General features: G+C 62.6%; 18 protein-coding genes. 10 read left to right on the top strand and 8 right to left on the bottom strand.

The features are described from left to right. Position 1: 1 nt before the first annotated feature. The 4 genes from ASF98_RS14895 to ASF98_RS14880 all read left to right on the top strand — a co-directional run bounded on the left by ASF98_RS14895 (position 2) and on the right by ASF98_RS14880 (position 3586). Positions 2 to 391 carry a HesB/IscA family protein gene (locus ASF98_RS14895; RefSeq protein ID WP_011692062.1) on the top strand — a complete coding sequence of 130 codons (390 nt, stop codon included), beginning with the start codon at positions 2 to 4 and terminating at the stop codon, positions 389 to 391. A 186-nt stretch (positions 392 to 577) separates the two neighbouring features. Further along, positions 578 to 1450, top strand: a complete 873-nt coding sequence (ctaC, locus tag ASF98_RS14890; RefSeq protein WP_055803149.1) for an aa3-type cytochrome oxidase subunit II — start codon at positions 578 to 580, stop codon at positions 1448 to 1450. A 10-nt stretch (positions 1451 to 1460) separates the two neighbouring features. Next, on the top strand, positions 1461 to 3188 hold the full coding sequence (gene ctaD / locus ASF98_RS14885; RefSeq protein ID WP_028269171.1) for an aa3-type cytochrome oxidase subunit I: 1728 nt from the start codon (positions 1461 to 1463) through the stop codon (positions 3186 to 3188). Then, positions 3185 to 3586, top strand: a complete 402-nt coding sequence (locus ASF98_RS14880) for a cytochrome c oxidase subunit 4 (protein ID WP_055803147.1) — start codon at positions 3185 to 3187, stop codon at positions 3584 to 3586. The genes ctaD and ASF98_RS14880 overlap by 4 nt, the downstream gene beginning before the upstream one ends. A 132-nt stretch (positions 3587 to 3718) precedes the next feature. Here the strand turns inward: ASF98_RS14880 and ASF98_RS14875 are convergent, their stop codons facing one another. Further along, entirely contained in the window at positions 3719 to 4048 is a 330-nt protein-coding gene (locus ASF98_RS14875) for an HPr family phosphocarrier protein (protein ID WP_055803145.1), read from the bottom strand. Positions 4049 to 4172: 124 nt separating this feature from the next. Between ASF98_RS14875 and ASF98_RS14870 the strand changes: the two genes are divergently transcribed. Then, positions 4173 to 4967: a GntR family transcriptional regulator gene (locus tag ASF98_RS14870; RefSeq protein ID WP_055803143.1), complete on the top strand. Its 795-nt coding sequence runs from the start codon at positions 4173 to 4175 to the stop codon at positions 4965 to 4967. Between the two features lie 89 nt (positions 4968 to 5056). Here ASF98_RS14870 and qcrB read toward each other — a convergent pair whose 3' ends face one another. The 4 genes from qcrB to ctaE form a co-directional block, all read right to left on the bottom strand. After that, a complete protein-coding gene (qcrB, locus tag ASF98_RS14865; protein ID WP_055803140.1) occupies positions 5057 to 6733 on the bottom strand; it encodes a cytochrome bc1 complex cytochrome b subunit in 1677 nt (558 codons plus the stop codon). Further along, the gene (gene qcrA, locus ASF98_RS14860; protein ID WP_028269176.1) at positions 6711 to 7781 is read right to left on the bottom strand and encodes a cytochrome bc1 complex Rieske iron-sulfur subunit; all 1071 of its coding nucleotides are present in this window, start codon (positions 7779 to 7781) and stop codon (positions 6711 to 6713) included. The genes qcrB and qcrA overlap by 23 nt, the downstream gene beginning before the upstream one ends. A gap of 99 nt (positions 7782 to 7880) precedes the next feature. After that, positions 7881 to 8669 (bottom strand): cytochrome bc1 complex diheme cytochrome c subunit, encoded by a 789-nt coding sequence (qcrC, locus tag ASF98_RS14855; RefSeq protein WP_028269177.1) that lies wholly within the window; start codon positions 8667 to 8669, stop codon positions 7881 to 7883. A gap of 87 nt (positions 8670 to 8756) precedes the next feature. Next, positions 8757 to 9395: an aa3-type cytochrome oxidase subunit III gene (gene ctaE / locus ASF98_RS14850; protein WP_011692053.1), complete on the bottom strand. Its 639-nt coding sequence runs from the start codon at positions 9393 to 9395 to the stop codon at positions 8757 to 8759. 148 nt (positions 9396 to 9543) lie between these two features. Between ctaE and trpD the strand changes: the two genes are divergently transcribed. Then, a complete protein-coding gene (gene trpD / locus ASF98_RS14845; protein ID WP_055803139.1) occupies positions 9544 to 10602 on the top strand; it encodes an anthranilate phosphoribosyltransferase in 1059 nt (352 codons plus the stop codon). A 13-nt stretch (positions 10603 to 10615) separates the two neighbouring features. Here the strand turns inward: trpD and ASF98_RS14840 are convergent, their stop codons facing one another. Next, a complete protein-coding gene (locus ASF98_RS14840; RefSeq protein ID WP_055803137.1) occupies positions 10616 to 10897 on the bottom strand; it encodes an Lrp/AsnC family transcriptional regulator in 282 nt (93 codons plus the stop codon). Positions 10898 to 10979: 82 nt separating this feature from the next. Then, positions 10980 to 11399: a DUF3054 domain-containing protein gene (locus tag ASF98_RS14835; RefSeq protein WP_055803135.1), complete on the bottom strand. Its 420-nt coding sequence runs from the start codon at positions 11397 to 11399 to the stop codon at positions 10980 to 10982. A 132-nt stretch (positions 11400 to 11531) separates the two neighbouring features. Between ASF98_RS14835 and ASF98_RS14830 the strand changes: the two genes are divergently transcribed. Next, positions 11532 to 11900: a VOC family protein gene (locus ASF98_RS14830; protein ID WP_055803133.1), complete on the top strand. Its 369-nt coding sequence runs from the start codon at positions 11532 to 11534 to the stop codon at positions 11898 to 11900. 21 nt (positions 11901 to 11921) lie between these two features. Here ASF98_RS14830 and ASF98_RS14825 read toward each other — a convergent pair whose 3' ends face one another. Further along, a complete protein-coding gene (locus tag ASF98_RS14825) occupies positions 11922 to 12554 on the bottom strand; it encodes a LysE family translocator (protein WP_055803131.1) in 633 nt (210 codons plus the stop codon). Positions 12555 to 12690: 136 nt separating this feature from the next. On the opposite strand from ASF98_RS14825, the gene ASF98_RS14820 reads away from it, so the two are divergent. The 3 genes from ASF98_RS14820 to ASF98_RS14810 all read left to right on the top strand — a co-directional run bounded on the left by ASF98_RS14820 (position 12691) and on the right by ASF98_RS14810 (position 14009). After that, positions 12691 to 13167 carry a VOC family protein gene (locus ASF98_RS14820; protein ID WP_055803129.1) on the top strand — a complete coding sequence of 159 codons (477 nt, stop codon included), beginning with the start codon at positions 12691 to 12693 and terminating at the stop codon, positions 13165 to 13167. Between the two features lie 108 nt (positions 13168 to 13275). Then, on the top strand, positions 13276 to 13587 hold the full coding sequence (locus ASF98_RS14815; protein WP_235506036.1) for an antibiotic biosynthesis monooxygenase family protein: 312 nt from the start codon (positions 13276 to 13278) through the stop codon (positions 13585 to 13587). 44 nt (positions 13588 to 13631) lie between these two features. Continuing rightward, positions 13632 to 14009 carry a hypothetical protein gene (locus ASF98_RS14810; RefSeq protein WP_055803126.1) on the top strand — a complete coding sequence of 126 codons (378 nt, stop codon included), beginning with the start codon at positions 13632 to 13634 and terminating at the stop codon, positions 14007 to 14009. Positions 14010 to 14454: the final 445 nt, after the last annotated feature.

The raw sequence follows: 14454 nt of genomic DNA, 5'->3' as shown, positions 1-14454 counted from the left end.
AATGAGCACTACAACCAATGAAAACAGCGCCGCAGCCACAGGCACCGCAAGCGAAGAGTTGCCCACGCACGAGGTCAAGCTGACCGACGTCGCTGCCGGCAAGGTCCGCAGCCTCCTGGAGCAGGAAGGCCGCACCGACCTGCGCCTGCGCGTTGCTGTCCAGCCGGGCGGTTGCTCCGGCCTGATTTACCAGCTCTACTTCGACGAGCGGCTGCTTGACGGAGACGCTGTGCGCGACTACGACGGCGTCGAAGTCGTTGTCGACAAGATGAGCGTCCCGTACCTCAGCGGCGCCAGCATCGACTTTGAGGACACCATCTCGAAGCAGGGCTTCACCATCGATAACCCCAATGCCGGCGGCTCCTGCGCCTGCGGTGATTCTTTCCACTAACCCGGCTCTTTTGCCCCATGACAGCTTGCTCTCGGCACCGGTGGAAACCGGTGCCGACGCACGGTGCCGACATGTGAGCGAAAACCCCCGGGGAGCGGTAAGCTCTACATCGAGTAGTAAAACTTTTAGTGTGCCCGGGGAGCCATCTACGGCCCGGGCAACAGCAACAAGTAGGAAGGGCCGTCTGTGAGTTCGCAGAACCGAACCGGCAGCCGACGCAAACAGATCACTACGATCACTGGCTTGGCACTAGCCGGCGCGTTGGCATTGACTGGATGTTCACCAGAGGTACAGAGAGGCTGGTTGCCCACCGAGCGTGGCACCACCAATCACACTGACCGCATCATGGACCTCTGGGTCAACTCATGGATTGCCGCGTTGGTCGTGGGCATCATTACCTGGGGACTCATGGTCTGGTGCATCGTCGCCTACCGTCGCCGCAAGGGCACTGTCGGGTTCCCGCGCCAGACCAGCTTCAACCTTCCCCTTGAGGTCTTTTACCTGACCATCCCGCTCTTCATGGTGCTGGTGTTCTTCTACTTCACCGACCGCGACCAGCAGGCGATCGATGACCGCTCCAAGCCGGCCGACGTCGTTGTGGACGTCCGCGGCAAGCAGTGGGCATGGGACTTCAACTACAAGCAGGGCGAGGTCGTCACCGAAGACGTGCACGAAGCCGGCGTGCAGGCGCACCTCACCGGCGCTGAAGTGGACAAGGAAAAGCTGCCCACCCTGTACCTCCCCGTCAACAAGTCTGTTGACCTGGAGCTGAACTCCCGCGATGTTATCCACTCTTTCTGGGTTCCCGCCTTCCTGCAGAAGCGTGACATGATCCCCGGCAAGACCAACTACATCAGGTTCACCCCCACCAAAGAGGGCACCTATGACGGCAAGTGTGCCGAACTCTGCGGCGAATACCACTCCGAAATGCTGTTCCGCGTGAAGGTTGTCTCCGAATCGGAGTTCCAGGCCCACATGGACCAGCTGCGCCAGGACGGCAACACCGGCCTGCTCGGCGAAGAGTACGACCGCAACCCGAACCTGAACGAAATTAAGTAAGGGGAGCGACGTGGCTACTTACACTCAATCCGCACCTGTCGGGAGCCTTGGGGCGCCCGTTGTACCGAAGTCCAAGGGACGCATCGTCGTCAACTGGATCACTTCGACCGACCACAAGACCATCGGGTACATGTACCTGATCGCGTCCTTCGTGTTCTTCTGCTTCGGCGGCGTCATGGCCCTGCTGATCCGTGCCGAGCTGTTCGAGCCCGGTATGCAGATCCTGCAGACCAAGGAGCAGTACAACCAGCTGTTCACCATGCACGGCACCGTCATGCTGCTGATGTTTGCGACTCCGCTGTTCGCGGGCTTCGCCAACGTGATCATGCCGCTCCAGATCGGTGCACCCGACGTCGCCTTCCCGCGACTGAACGCACTGGCCTTCTGGTTCTTCCTCTTCGGCTCCACGATCGCCGTCTCCGGCTTCATCACCCCCCAGGGTGCCGCGTCGTTCGGCTGGTTCGCATACGCGCCGCTCTCCAACACGACCTTCAGCCCCGGCGTGGGCGGTGACCTCTGGGTCTTCGGCCTCGCGCTCTCCGGCTTCGGCACCATCCTCGGTGCGGTCAACTTCATCACCACCATCATCTGCATGCGTGCCCCGGGCATGACCATGTGGCGCATGCCGATCTTCACCTGGAACACTCTGGTGACGGCCATCCTGGTCCTGATGGCGTTCCCGCCGCTGGCCGCTGCCCTGTTCGCACTTGGTGCCGACCGCCGCTTCGGTGCACACATCTTCGACCCCGAGAACGGCGGTGCGGTCCTGTGGCAGCACCTGTTCTGGTTCTTCGGCCACCCCGAGGTGTACATCATTGCGCTTCCGTTCTTCGGCATCGTCTCCGAGATCTTCCCGGTCTTCAGCCGCAAGCCGATCTTCGGCTACAAGGGCCTCGTATACGCAACAATCGCCATCGCGGCGCTGTCCGTCACCGTGTGGGCCCACCACATGTACGTGACCGGCTCGGTGCTCCTGCCGTTCTTCTCGTTCATGACCATGCTGATCGCAGTGCCTACCGGCGTGAAATTCTTCAACTGGATCGGCACGATGTGGCGGGGGTCTATCACCTTCGAAACCCCCATGCTCTGGAGCATCGGCTTCCTGGCAACCTTCCTCTTCGGTGGCCTGACGGGCATCATCCTGGCTTCACCGCCGCTTGACTTCCACGTCTCGGATTCCTACTTCGTGGTGGCGCACTTCCACTACGTGGTGTTCGGCACCGTGGTGTTCGCAATGTTCGCTGGCTTCTACTTCTGGTGGCCGAAATGGACCGGCAAGATGCTCAACGAGCGCCTTGGCAAGATCCACTTCTGGTTGCTGTTCCTCGGCTTCCACGGAACCTTCCTGATCCAGCACTGGCTGGGCGTTGAAGGCATGCCGCGCCGCTACGCGGACTACATGCCGCAGGACAATTTCACCTGGATGAACCAGTTCTCCACCATTTCCTCCTTCGTGCTGGGCGCTTCGCTGATCCCGTTCTTCTGGAACGTGTACATCACTTGGCGCAGCAACGAACGGGTAGAGGTGGACGACCCCTGGGGCTTCGGTGCTTCGCTCGAGTGGGCCACCTCGTGCCCGCCGCCGCGGCACAACTTCACCTCGCTGCCCCGCATCCGCTCGGAGCGTCCTGCCTTGGACCTCCACCACCCGGAGCTCGCACAGTCGCACACCGTTGAGTCACCGGCACCGGCAGCAGCCGTGCTTGGCAACGCAGATCAGAAGGACACCGCCAAGTGAAGATCGAATCATGGATTTTTGGAGCCGGAGTCTTCTTCTTCGTGCCGGTCTCCGTGGTGTACGGATTCCTGACCAACTGGACCGAATGGGTCGGCATCCTTGGCGTACTGCTTGTTGGCGGCCTGGCCGGCATGATCGGTGCCTACCTCGGATTCACCGGCAAGCGCGTGGGAATGCGTCCCGAAGACCGTAACGACGCCGAGATCCACGAAGGCGCCGGCGAGCAGGGCCACTTCAGCCCCTGGAGCTGGTGGCCGCTGGTCCTGGGCCTCTCCTGCGCGGGCGGTTTCCTGGGCCTGGCGATCGGTTTTTGGGTCACGTTCATCGCCGGCGGACTGGCAGTCGTCGCCCTCGTTGGCTGGGTCTACGAATACAGCCGCGGGGACCACGCCCACTAGCAAATACAGGCTGAACTGACAACGACGGCGGCCCCACCACTTGGTGGGGCCGCCGTCGTTTTGTCGTCTTGCCGAGCGGTCGTCCAAGGGCGGCCGTCCAGGGGCCGCCGACCGAGGGGTCCTGCAGAGCCTTTAGGCGGCCGCGTCAGCCTCCAGCAGCAGCATCAGGCCTTCCAGTGCCGCCTCCGCTGATTCAACGCTGTAGCGGGCGGGGAGCGCATCGGGGTCAATCGACAGTTCCACTTGACAGCCGCAGTGGAAATCGGCCGTCATTACCTCGAGCAGGGACCGCGCGTCGACGGGCGCGATGCCCTCTTTTCCGATCCGGACCGGCAGACCGGAATCGGTGACGGCCCGGACAAAGACGGCGGCCGGCCGCGCGTGCAGGCCTATTGGTGATTGAACGATCGCCTTGCGCACTGGCAACAGGACTCCTTTGTTCCGACGGGCTTCGTCCGTCATGACTGCATTCCTGAACAAGCGTAGCGGCGGCGGACTGGGTCACCGAAACCGTCGAGGCGGTGGTCTAGACCTGCCCGCCGGGTGCCCTACCCTTAAAGCATGAATGTTGATGTGAAACGTTGCCATGCCGGCCTCTGATGCAAGCAGGATGGCGGGGGAGATCGACCGCACCAGCGGGACGCCCATCTACGTCCAGCTGCGGGAGCTCCTCAGGGCGCACATCGCGGCATCGTGCCCGCCCGGTTCCTCGCTGCCTTCGGAACGTGACCTTGCCGAACGATTCGGCCTGGCCCGGATGACCGTTCGCCAGGCCATTGACGCGCTGGTCGGTGAGGAAGTCATTGAACGCGTCGTGGGCCTCGGGACGTTCGTCCGGAAGCCGAAGCTCGATCTGCAGGTCAAGCTCACGTCCTACAGTGAGGAAATGCAGCGCCGCGGCATGGTGCCCGCAGCGAAAGTGCTGAGCTTCGAACAGATCAGCGCGAGTGCCTTCCTGGCCCGCGAGCTCCAGCTGGACGAGGGGACACCCCTGGTGCGGTTCAGGCGCCTCCTGCTGGCCGACAACGAACCCATGAGCGTGGATGAGAACTTCATTCCCGCGCATCGGGTGCCGGGGCTGCTCGACGGTGAACCCCCGACCTCGCTGTACAACGTCCTGAGCGAACGGTTCGGGCTGGTCATGGAGTGGGGGGAGGACATGATCGAGGCCACGGCAGCATCACCGTCCACGGCAAGGCTGCTCAATGTCGAGGTCGGGTCCCCGCTGCTCAAGATACAGCGGCACGCCTTTGTTGCCCGGTCGATGGTGGACTACTCCGTGTCGTACTACCGGGCAGACCGTTACAAGCTGTGGGTGCCGCTACAGCGACCGGGTGTGCGGCCCACGCGCAACTACGCCTCTGGCTACCGGAACCCCTAGGGAACACAGAGCCGCGGAACACAGAGCCGAGGAACACAGAAAGAGGCCCGGTCCTTGCGGACCGGGCCTCTTTGTACTGCAATTTTGACCTAGTGGCTCAGAGTCTTCTGTGCTTCGGCCGATTCGACTTCGTGCTGACCGTGGTGGCCATGGGCCGCCTCGAGTTCAGCCGGCGAAGCCGGAGCAACCCTGTCTTCGAAGAAGAAGCGGGAGAGCGCTGCACGGCGCTTTTCCTTGCGGGTGACCACGCCGTGTTCGTTCGGAACTGCGGGCAGCGGTACCGGAGATTCAAAGCCCACCAGCTTGTAGCGCTTGTAGTCGTCCAGCGGTGCGTGGACCTCGATGAACTCACCGTGCGGCAGGCGCACGATACGGCCGGTTTCACGGCCGTGCAGGGCGATTTCACGGTCCTTGCGCTGAAGGGCAAGTGCCACCCGCTTGGTCACGATAAAGGCGATGACCGGGCCGATGAAGAACAGCGCCCGCAGCCAGTACGTGACATCGTTCAGGGCCACGTGGAAGTGCGTTGCGATGAGGTCGGAGCTGGCCGCGGCCCACATCACGCAGTAGAACGTGAAGCCGGCCATGCCGATGGCGGTGCGGGTGGGAGCGTTGCGCGGGCGGTCCAGGACGTGGTGCTCGCGGTCGTCCTTGGTGATCCAGCGTTCAATCCACGGGTACATGAACAGTACGGTGAAGACCAGGCCGGCGGGAACCAGTGCCGGGAGAAGTACGTTCAAGGTCAGGACCTGGCCGAAGATGACGTACTCGAAGTGGAAGTCTCCGATGACACCGGGCATGAGGCGCAGGGCGCCGTCAACCCAACCGATGTACCAGTCAGGCTGTGTGCCTGCGGAAACCGGTGAGGGGTCGTACGGGCCGTAGTTCCAGATCGGGTTGATGGTGAAGAACGCCGCCATGAGTGCGACGACACCGAACACGATGAAGAAGAAGCCGCCGGCCTTGGCCGCGTAAACGGGGCCGAGGGGGTAGCCGACGACGTTGCCGTCGTTGCGGCCCGGGCCGGGGTACTGGGTGTGCTTGTGAACAACCACCATGAACAGGTGGATCACGATCATCAGCAGGATCAGGGCCGGAACCAGGAGGATGTGCAGCATGTAGAGACGGCTGATGATGACGGTACCGGGGAACTCGCCGCCAAAGAGGAAGAACGAGATGTAGGTGCCGATGACGGGGATCGACTTGATGACGCCGTCGATGATTCGCAGGCCGTTGCCGGAGAGGAGGTCATCGGGGAGTGAGTAGCCGGTGAAGCCTGCTGCCATGGAGAGGATGAGCAGGACGCCGCCCACCACCCAGTTCAGTTCGCGGGGCTTGCGGAACGCGCCCGTGAAGAAGACGCGCAGCATGTGTACGGATACCGAGGCCACGAACAGCAGCGCTGCCCAGTGGTGCACCTGGCGCATGAACAGACCGCCGCGGACATCGAAAGAGATATCCAGCGAAGAGCTGTAGGCAACCGACATTTCGACGTTCTTCAGCGGCGTGTATGAGCCGTCGTAGTGCGTCTCCGCCATGGACGGATCGAAGAAGAACGTCAGGAATGTGCCGGAGAGCAGCAAGATGACGAAGGAGTACAGGGCAACTTCGCCAAACATGAACGACCAGTGGTCCGGAAAGACCTTGCGGCCGAACTCACGGAGAATACCCGAACCGCCAACGCGCTGGTCAACGAAGTCGGTAATGCGGCCGCCTTTGGTTTTGGCGACGAAGGCGGGGGCATTAGCTGTTGATGTTGCGCTCATGCTCATCACGCTCCCAGTAACTCGGTCCTACGGGTTCTTTGAAGTCGCTCGTAGCGACCAGGTAGCCCTCGGCGTCAACTGCGATGGGCAGCTGGGGGAGAGGCCGGCTTGCCGGGCCAAAGATAACCTTGCATTCCTGGGTCAGGTCGAAGGTTGACTGGTGGCACGGGCACAGCAGGTGGTGGGTCTGCTGCTCGTAAAGAGCAACAGGGCAACCAACATGGGTGCAGATCTTCGAGTAGGCAACGATGCCGTTGTAGCTCCAGTCCTCGCGGCCTGCGGAAGGCTTGAGGGACTCGGGGTTCAGGCGCATAAGCAGGACGACGGCCTTGGCCTTTTCGTTCAGCTTGCCTTCGTGCAGCTCGTTCAGGCCTTCCGGGATCACGTGGAAAGCCGAGCCGATGGTGACGTCAGAGGCCTTGATGGGCGTGCCGTCCGGGTCACGGGTGAGGCGCTTGAGCTTGCCCTCCTGCGGGGCCCACATGGTGTGTGCAAGCTTGTCGTCAGGGCGGGGACCAAGGTCACCGAAGATGGCCAGTGCGGGCAGCGGAGCCAGCGCCACGGCGCCGAGGAGCGTGTTGCGGATCAACGGCCGGCGCTTGATGCCGGTTTCTTCGACGATGTCATCAACAATGCGGACTGCCGCCTGGCGGTCGTCCTCGGTGCGGATGGCATGGCGCTCTTCGGAAACTTCATGGTCCGGCATAAGGGCCTTGGCCCAGTGGACGATGCCGGTGCCGATGCCGAGCATGGCAAAGGCGGTGCCAATGCCCAGCAGGGCATTCTGCAGCCGGATGGTGGCGATCGTGGAGTCGGGTCCAAGATCGATGGCGAAGTACGCCACCAGGAAGATCACGGTGCCCACGACTGAGCTGCCGAAGAGGACGGCAACCTGCCGTTCTGCACGCTTTGCGGCCTTCGGGTCCGTGTCAGCCAGGCGCAAACGATGCGGGGGAATTCCAGGATCCTGGAACTTCTCCACCTCATTCTGACCAGCCGTAGCTACGGTGCCCGAGTGGTTCGGACTGCCGTCACTATGGTTGCCCATAATTCGCCTCATCCTTCTCTCGTCCCGGCAGGTGCCGGGTTAGTTTTCAATTCCATACTGCTGACTCGTCAGCAGGAGTTCTTACAGTTGCGGACGCTGCTAGGACGTCCGCGAGGTCAGCCAGATGGTGAAGGCGATAATGACGCCCAGGCCGGCGATCCAGACAAACAGACCTTCGGAAACCGGGCCCAGGGCGCCGAGATCGGCTCCGCCGGGTGAACCATTGGCTTCGATCTGCTTCAGGAAGGTAATGATGTCGCGCTTGCCTTCAGGGGTGACGTTTGCGTCATTGAAGACCGGCATGTTCTGCGGTCCGGTAACCATGGCTTCGTAGATGTGCTTTTCGGATACATCTGCGAGGGCGGGTGCGAACTTGCCCCGGGTGAGCGCGCCGCCGGCGGCCGCTGCGTTGTGGCACATCGCGCAGTTCACCCGGAAGAGCTCGCCACCTTCTGCAGCATTGCCCTGGGCATCGAGGAGGCCCTCTTCGGGGATGGACGGGCCAGGCCCGAGCGAAGCGACGTAAGCGGACAGCTGGTGGGTCTGTTCGTCGTTGAACTGTGCCGGCTTCTTGTAAGCCTGCGGGCCGTTCATCTGCATGGGCATGCGCCCGGTGCCTACCTGGAAGTCAACGGCGGCGGCACCGACGCCCACAAGTGAGGGTCCGTCCTTGGTTCCGCTCGCACCCATGCCGTGGCACGTGGCGCAGTTTGCGGCGAAGAGCTTTCCGCCTTCTTCAGTGTCGTTTGCACTGAAGCTGGTGGTGGAAGCCTTGGCCTCGTTGACGGTGGTGGCAACGGCGTACAGCCCACCAGTGAGGAGGAGGCCCATCAGCAGCAGCGCTATGGCTGCCAGTGGGTGACGTCGCTTCTGCGAGAGTGCCTTCACGTGGTGGTTCCTTTATTCGATCGTGCGTCGGCTCCGGGAGCCGCTTCTTGAAATTCTGCCTCTTGTAGAAAAAGAGTCAAGTCGGGGCTACCTGAGGACGTAGATGACCAGGAAGAGGCCGATCCACACGACGTCGACAAAGTGCCAGTAGTACGAGGTGACGATCGCGGACGTGGCTTCGAAGTGACCAAACTTCTTGGCGGCGAACGAACGGCCGATGATAAAGAGGAAGGCGATGAGGCCGCCGATGACGTGCAGGCCGTGGAAGCCGGTAGTCATGTAGAAGGCCGAGCCGTATGCATTCGACGAGAGCGACACATGCTCCGAGACGAGCATGGCGTATTCGGTCGCCTGGCCGGCAACGAAGAAGGCACCCATGATGAACGTCAGGGTGAACCATTCGTTCATCCCCCAACGCGTGAATGCAAGGGGGCCGCCGGCGCGGCGCGGCTGGAGCCGCTCAGCGGCGAAGACGCCCATCTGGCAAGTGAAAGAACTTGCCACGAGGACGATCGTGTTTACGAGCGCAAAGGGGAAGTTGAGCTTGGCTGTCTCTTCAGCCCACATCTGTCCGGACGTCGAACGGAGTGTGAAGTACATGGCGAAGAGACCGGCGAAGAACATCAACTCACTGGACAGCCAGACAACGGTTCCTACGGAAACCATATTCGGGCGGTTCAGCGTCGGGTGCGCCGGGGTACTGGGGGCATGGGTCGCAGATGTCACATAGACATTATGTCTGTAAAAGTTCCTCCTGCCCAACGCAAACCGCCTTTTGCACGGACTTTTTCTACAAAGACGCGAATTCGCGCGGAAAAGTTCCCGGACCGGTTCATATTGGTCATCAGGGCAGGTGCCTCGATAGCATCAGGAGGTGACTTCACAGGCATCTGCACAGGCGGCCGGCAACACCTGGCCCCGGCTCATTTCGGCACTGATCAACGGCACGGACCTGACGGCCGAGAACACGGAATGGGCAATGGACACCATCATGTCCGGCGAAGCCAGTCCGGCGCAGATCGCCGGATTCCTGGTGGCCCTGCGGGCTAAGGGCGAGACGGTGGATGAGATTGCCGGCCTGGTCGAGGCCATGCTGGACCATGCAAACCCCATCGACATCGGCGGCGAGAAGCTCGACATCGTGGGCACCGGCGGTGACCAGCTGAACACAGTGAACATTTCCACCATGGCAGCCCTCGTCTGCGCGGGAGCCGGTGCAAAGGTAGTGAAGCACGGCAACCGTGCGTCGTCGTCGTCGTCGGGTTCAGCGGACGTGCTGGAGGCGCTCGGCGTCCGGTTGGACCTGCCGATTGATCGCGTGGCCCGCAACGCCGAAGAAGCCGGCATCACCTTCTGCTTCGCCCAGGTGTTCCATCCGTCTTTCAGGCACACTGCGGTACCCCGCCGCGAACTCGCCATCCCCACGGCGTTCAACTTTTTGGGCCCGCTGACCAACCCGGCGCGGGTTCAGGCCTCGGCGGTTGGCGTCGCCAACGCCCGGATGGCGCCGCTGGTTGCCGGCGTGCTGGCCAAGCGCGGCAGCCGCGGCCTGGTTTTCCGGGGAAGCGACGGTCTGGATGAGATGACTACTACGGGACCGTCCACCGTCTGGGAGATCCGGCACGGCGAAGTCATCGAGCAGACGTTTGATCCGCAGGTTCTGGGTATCCGTCCCGCAACGGTGGAGGAGCTCCGTGGCGGCGACGCCTCAGCAAATGCCGCCGTCGTCCGTGATGTATTGCGCGGGGAAGCAGGTCCGGCACGTGATGCTGTTCTGCTGAATGCCGCGGCGGGCCTGGTGGCCTTCGACGTCGATGCCGAAGGTCCCCTGGCCGACCGGATGGCGGCGGCACTGAAGCGCGCGGAAGAGTCGATTGACTCAGGTGCCGCAGCAGCCGTACTGGAAAAGTGGGTCGCCCTTACCCAGGGCTAGGGAGGCGACGGGCTTACTGTTCGAAGCCCAGCGCGAAGGCGGCGTCCAGGTCGTGCTGGGAGTAGGCACGGAAGGCGATGTGCGTTGTGGTGTGCACCACCGCGGGAACCTTCGACAGCTTGTCCGCAATGACGTCGGCCAGTTCCTCATGCTTCGCCACCCGCGCGACGGCGATCAGGTCCCATTCCCCGGTTACGGAGTAGACCTCGCTAATGCCCGGAATCGCCGAAATTTCCTCTGCCGTCTCCGGAATGCGGGAGGCGTCTGTCTTGATCAGGACGAATGCGGTGATCACTCTTGACCTTTCGGATCGGTGCGCCCCTGTGGGCACGGCAGGCGTTGCTGTGTGCTGCCAGCCTAGTACATGAGGGGGTGGATCAGCGGAGCAGCCGGCGCCGTTTCAGCCTGCCGGCGGCGGCCGCAATGAGTCGGTACCCCAGGAGGAATGTGCCCAGGCTCAACAGTGCGACGATGACAAACGGCAGGACCACCGTTTGTCCGGTCACTGCCCGCAGCCCCATCCCCAGGGCCACGGTCCCAAGCCAGACGGCGACGCCCGCGGGCCATACGCGCAACGGCGCCCGCCACACCCGCAGCCCAAGCCACGCTATGGCCGCTCCGGCCAGGAACGGCCAGGCGGTCAGGAGAACCCCGGAGATCACATCCCCGCGCTGGTGGGCGTCCCGGCCGATGGCTGCGAACGTCAGGATCAGGGCAGCGTCGGCAAGGGCGGCAAGCAGCACCGCATTCCTGGCGGTGGCGGCGCGGACGGGGGCTGGATCAGTACTGGAAGGCATATCTCCAACAGTAGTTCCGGTTTCCCGCTGCTACGACCTGACGTGAGCGCCCGGGGCGGCCGTACACTGTGACCGGGGACCCGTACCCCGCCGCCTTATTGCGTCACCCGCCAGCTAATCCCGGACGGCAGCATGAGACTTGTCCAGATCGCGCAACATGCCAGCGACCTCCAGCGGGCTGCGGAATTTTATGCCGCGCTGCTCGGTGCGGAGCCCCGTGCCGTGTTCGACCCGCCCGGTCTGCTGTTTTTTGACCTCGACGGCGTCCGGCTACTGCTCGAGTCCGGAGCGCCGTCGGCCCTGGTGTACCTGGCGGTCGCCGACGTCAGGGACTCTGTGGCCCGGCTCCGGAGCAGGGGAGTGGAGATCGTCGCTGAACCCAATGTGATCTTCAGCCATACAGACGACCGTCTGGGCCCCGCAGGGACCGACGAGTGGATGGCCTTCATCCGCGACAGCGAGGGCAACACCGTTGGACTGGTCAGCCAGCTGCCGCACTAGTGGCTAGTTCCGGTTGAAGTATCAGGCTTTGCTGGCCGCGATTTTCGCCGCAAAAGCGACAAGTACGACGCCGGCGATGCGGTCGGTGGCTTTGCCCGCCCCAGGGGACTGCAGCCAGCGCCGGGCATACTGCGTGGCAACAATGATGCCCGCGAACCAGAGCATGCCCTCAACGTTATGGACGAGGGGGAGCAGTATGCCCATGAGTAGGGGCGGCACATCCTGGGGCAGGAACTGCGGGATCATGGCCATGTAGAAGACACCCACTTTCGGATTCAGCAGGCTGGTGGTGACGCCCGTCAGCCAGGCGCTCCTGGCGCCCGGTCCGCCCTGCGGCGATGCCGCTGGCAACGCCGGGCTGCTCCTGAAAGTCCTGATGAACATCGAGACGCCCAGCCACGCCATGTAGCAGGCGCCGGCCACCTTCAGCATCGTGAAGGCGGCCTCCGAGGCAGCCAGCAATGCGGACGCACCGAGGGCGGCAGCCACACCCCAGGCAACGGTGCCCGTGCAGATTCCCGCCGCCGTTGCAAAGGCAGGAGCGCGGCCGTTGCTGATTGCCGTGCGAAGCACCAGGACGGTGTCCAGCCCGGGAATTATGGTTAGCAGGGCAGCGACGAGGGCGAACTGGAGGAGGGCGTCGGCGACGGACATACTCGATGATAACGGCGGGCCGGGCCGGTTTGGGCGGCCATTGTGCCGGGAACCGGGCCCGGCTAGGCTCGCAACGCGACTGAAGGGTCGCCGTCGGGAATCCGTTCCGGCGCTGCCTGCGAGATGAGGGAACACTGTGACCCAAAAGATCACCACCTGCCTGTGGTTTGATACCCAGGCCGAGGAAGCCGCCGACTTTTACGTCTCGGTCTTCGACGGCTCCAAAATCCTCAACGTGGCGCGTTACGGCGAGGGTGGACCCGGCCCCGCCGGCCAGGCGATGACGGTGGAGTTCGAAATCGAGGGCCGGAAGTTCCTTGCGCTCAACGGGGGACCGGCGTTCACGTTCAACGAAGCTGTTTCCTTCGTGATCGACTGCTCCTCGCAGGAAGAAGTGGACCGCTACTGGTCGGCGCTGACCGCAGGTGGCACCGAAAGCCAGTGCGGCTGGCTCAAGGACAGATTCGGAGTGTCGTGGCAGGTGGTGCCGTCCGTCCTGGGCCAACTGCTGGGAGGCCCTGATCCTGACGGTGCGCAGCGGGCCATGCAGGCGATGCTGGGTATGCGGAAGCTTGAGATCGCCGAACTTCAGGCCGCTTACGACGGGGCCTGAACGAACCCGGCCCCGGGCCCGGGCCCGGGGAGTGGACCACATGCCATCCGGCCCTACCCGGCCCGGGACTGCCGGACGATAATCGGGAATACTTACCCCGGCACCTGAATGGAGGCATTCGCGATGTCTGTTTACACGCTCGGAATCTGGCTGGTGAAGCCCGGCAGGGAGAATGATTTTGTGCAGGCCTGGCGGGACCTCGCCAGAAAGACACAAGAGGATTTCCCCGGGGCAAAAGCCATCCTGATGCACGACCGCGATGTTCCCAACAGGTTTATCAGCACGGGCCCGTGGGAGTCGCTCGAACAGGTTGAAGTGTGGCGCGCCTCGGACGTCTTCACACAAGGATATGAGGCCATGCGAGGGTTGCTGGAACACTTTGAACCGCACACCCTGGATGAGGCCGCGAGCATCGGTTGAGAGCAGGAGGGAATCCTGCTCAACGTCAACGGAGGGGGACCGCGATGACGGAAACGAAGGGCGATGCTGCAAAACCTTCGACGCCAGGCGAGGGCGGTGCGACGGAAACGCGCCGCGCTCCGGCATGGAAGGTCAAGTACGGCTGGAGCGAGGACCCTGACGAAGTGGTCCACATTGTCTGTTGCCGGGATCTGGACTGGCGGCGGGCAATGTGCGGCTATGAGGAACCGGAGATGACGATCGCCCGTGATCCGCAGATCCTGTGCTCGATGTGCATGGAAGTCTTTGGGCGGGCGCTCGGACCGGGGCCATGTCCCATCGATGATCAACCGTGCCCTGACGACGAGGAAATAGACCGGTGTCCTGTCTCAAATAAGTTGGCCCACGAAAACCCCGGAAACTCGCGGTTGGGCCAACTGTAGTGAGACATATTTTCTCCGATTTGTCTCACTACAGTTGGCCCAAAACGCAGAATCGCAGCAAGTGCCGATGACGCCAGGTCCCCGGAAATACGCGGCTATGAGTCTGCCTTGGAGGCCTCGGAGGCAGCATTGGAACTTGAACCGCTCTATGNGGTGTCCTGTCTCAAATAAGTTGGCCCACGAAAACCCCGGAAACTCGCGGTTGGGCCAACTGTAGTGAGACATATTTTCTCCGATTTGTCTCACTACAGTTGGCCCAAAACGCAGAATCGCAGCAAGTGCCGATGACGCCAGGTCCCCGGAAATACGCGGGTTATGGGCCGGTGGTCCACCTGAAGTGAGACAGATGTCCCGTCTCATCTAAGTTGGCCCCCGAAGACCCCGGTATCTCGCGGTTGGGCCAACTGTAGTGAGACAAATTTTCATGGTTTGTCTCACTACAGTT

It is taken from the genome of Arthrobacter sp. Leaf337, assembly GCF_001423745.1.
Classification (GTDB): domain Bacteria; phylum Actinomycetota; class Actinomycetes; order Actinomycetales; family Micrococcaceae; genus Arthrobacter.
Note: the sequence above shows the minus strand (reverse complement) of the source record. Positions and strands in the feature narration are given on the sequence as shown.

What these genes read in the sequence shown, in the direction of transcription:
- ASF98_RS14815 (WP_235506036.1), top strand. Translation starts at nt 13,276, where the DNA reads ATGGAGGCATTCGCGATGTCTGTTTACACGCTCGGAATCTGGCTGGTG.
- ASF98_RS14835 (WP_055803135.1), bottom strand. Translation starts at nt 11,399, where the DNA reads ATGCCTTCCAGTACTGATCCAGCCCCCGTCCGCGCCGCCACCGCCAGG.
- ASF98_RS14825 (WP_055803131.1), bottom strand. Translation starts at nt 12,554, where the DNA reads ATGTCCGTCGCCGACGCCCTCCTCCAGTTCGCCCTCGTCGCTGCCCTG.
- ASF98_RS14870 (WP_055803143.1), top strand. Translation starts at nt 4,173, where the DNA reads ATGCCGGCCTCTGATGCAAGCAGGATGGCGGGGGAGATCGACCGCACC.
- qcrB (WP_055803140.1), bottom strand. Translation starts at nt 6,733, where the DNA reads ATGAGCGCAACATCAACAGCTAATGCCCCCGCCTTCGTCGCCAAAACC.
- ASF98_RS14810 (WP_055803126.1), top strand. Translation starts at nt 13,632, where the DNA reads ATGACGGAAACGAAGGGCGATGCTGCAAAACCTTCGACGCCAGGCGAG.
- ASF98_RS14895 (WP_011692062.1), top strand. Translation starts at nt 2, where the DNA reads ATGAGCACTACAACCAATGAAAACAGCGCCGCAGCCACAGGCACCGCA.
- ASF98_RS14830 (WP_055803133.1), top strand. Translation starts at nt 11,532, where the DNA reads ATGAGACTTGTCCAGATCGCGCAACATGCCAGCGACCTCCAGCGGGCT.
- ASF98_RS14875 (WP_055803145.1), bottom strand. Translation starts at nt 4,048, where the DNA reads ATGACGGACGAAGCCCGTCGGAACAAAGGAGTCCTGTTGCCAGTGCGC.
- qcrA (WP_028269176.1), bottom strand. Translation starts at nt 7,781, where the DNA reads ATGGGCAACCATAGTGACGGCAGTCCGAACCACTCGGGCACCGTAGCT.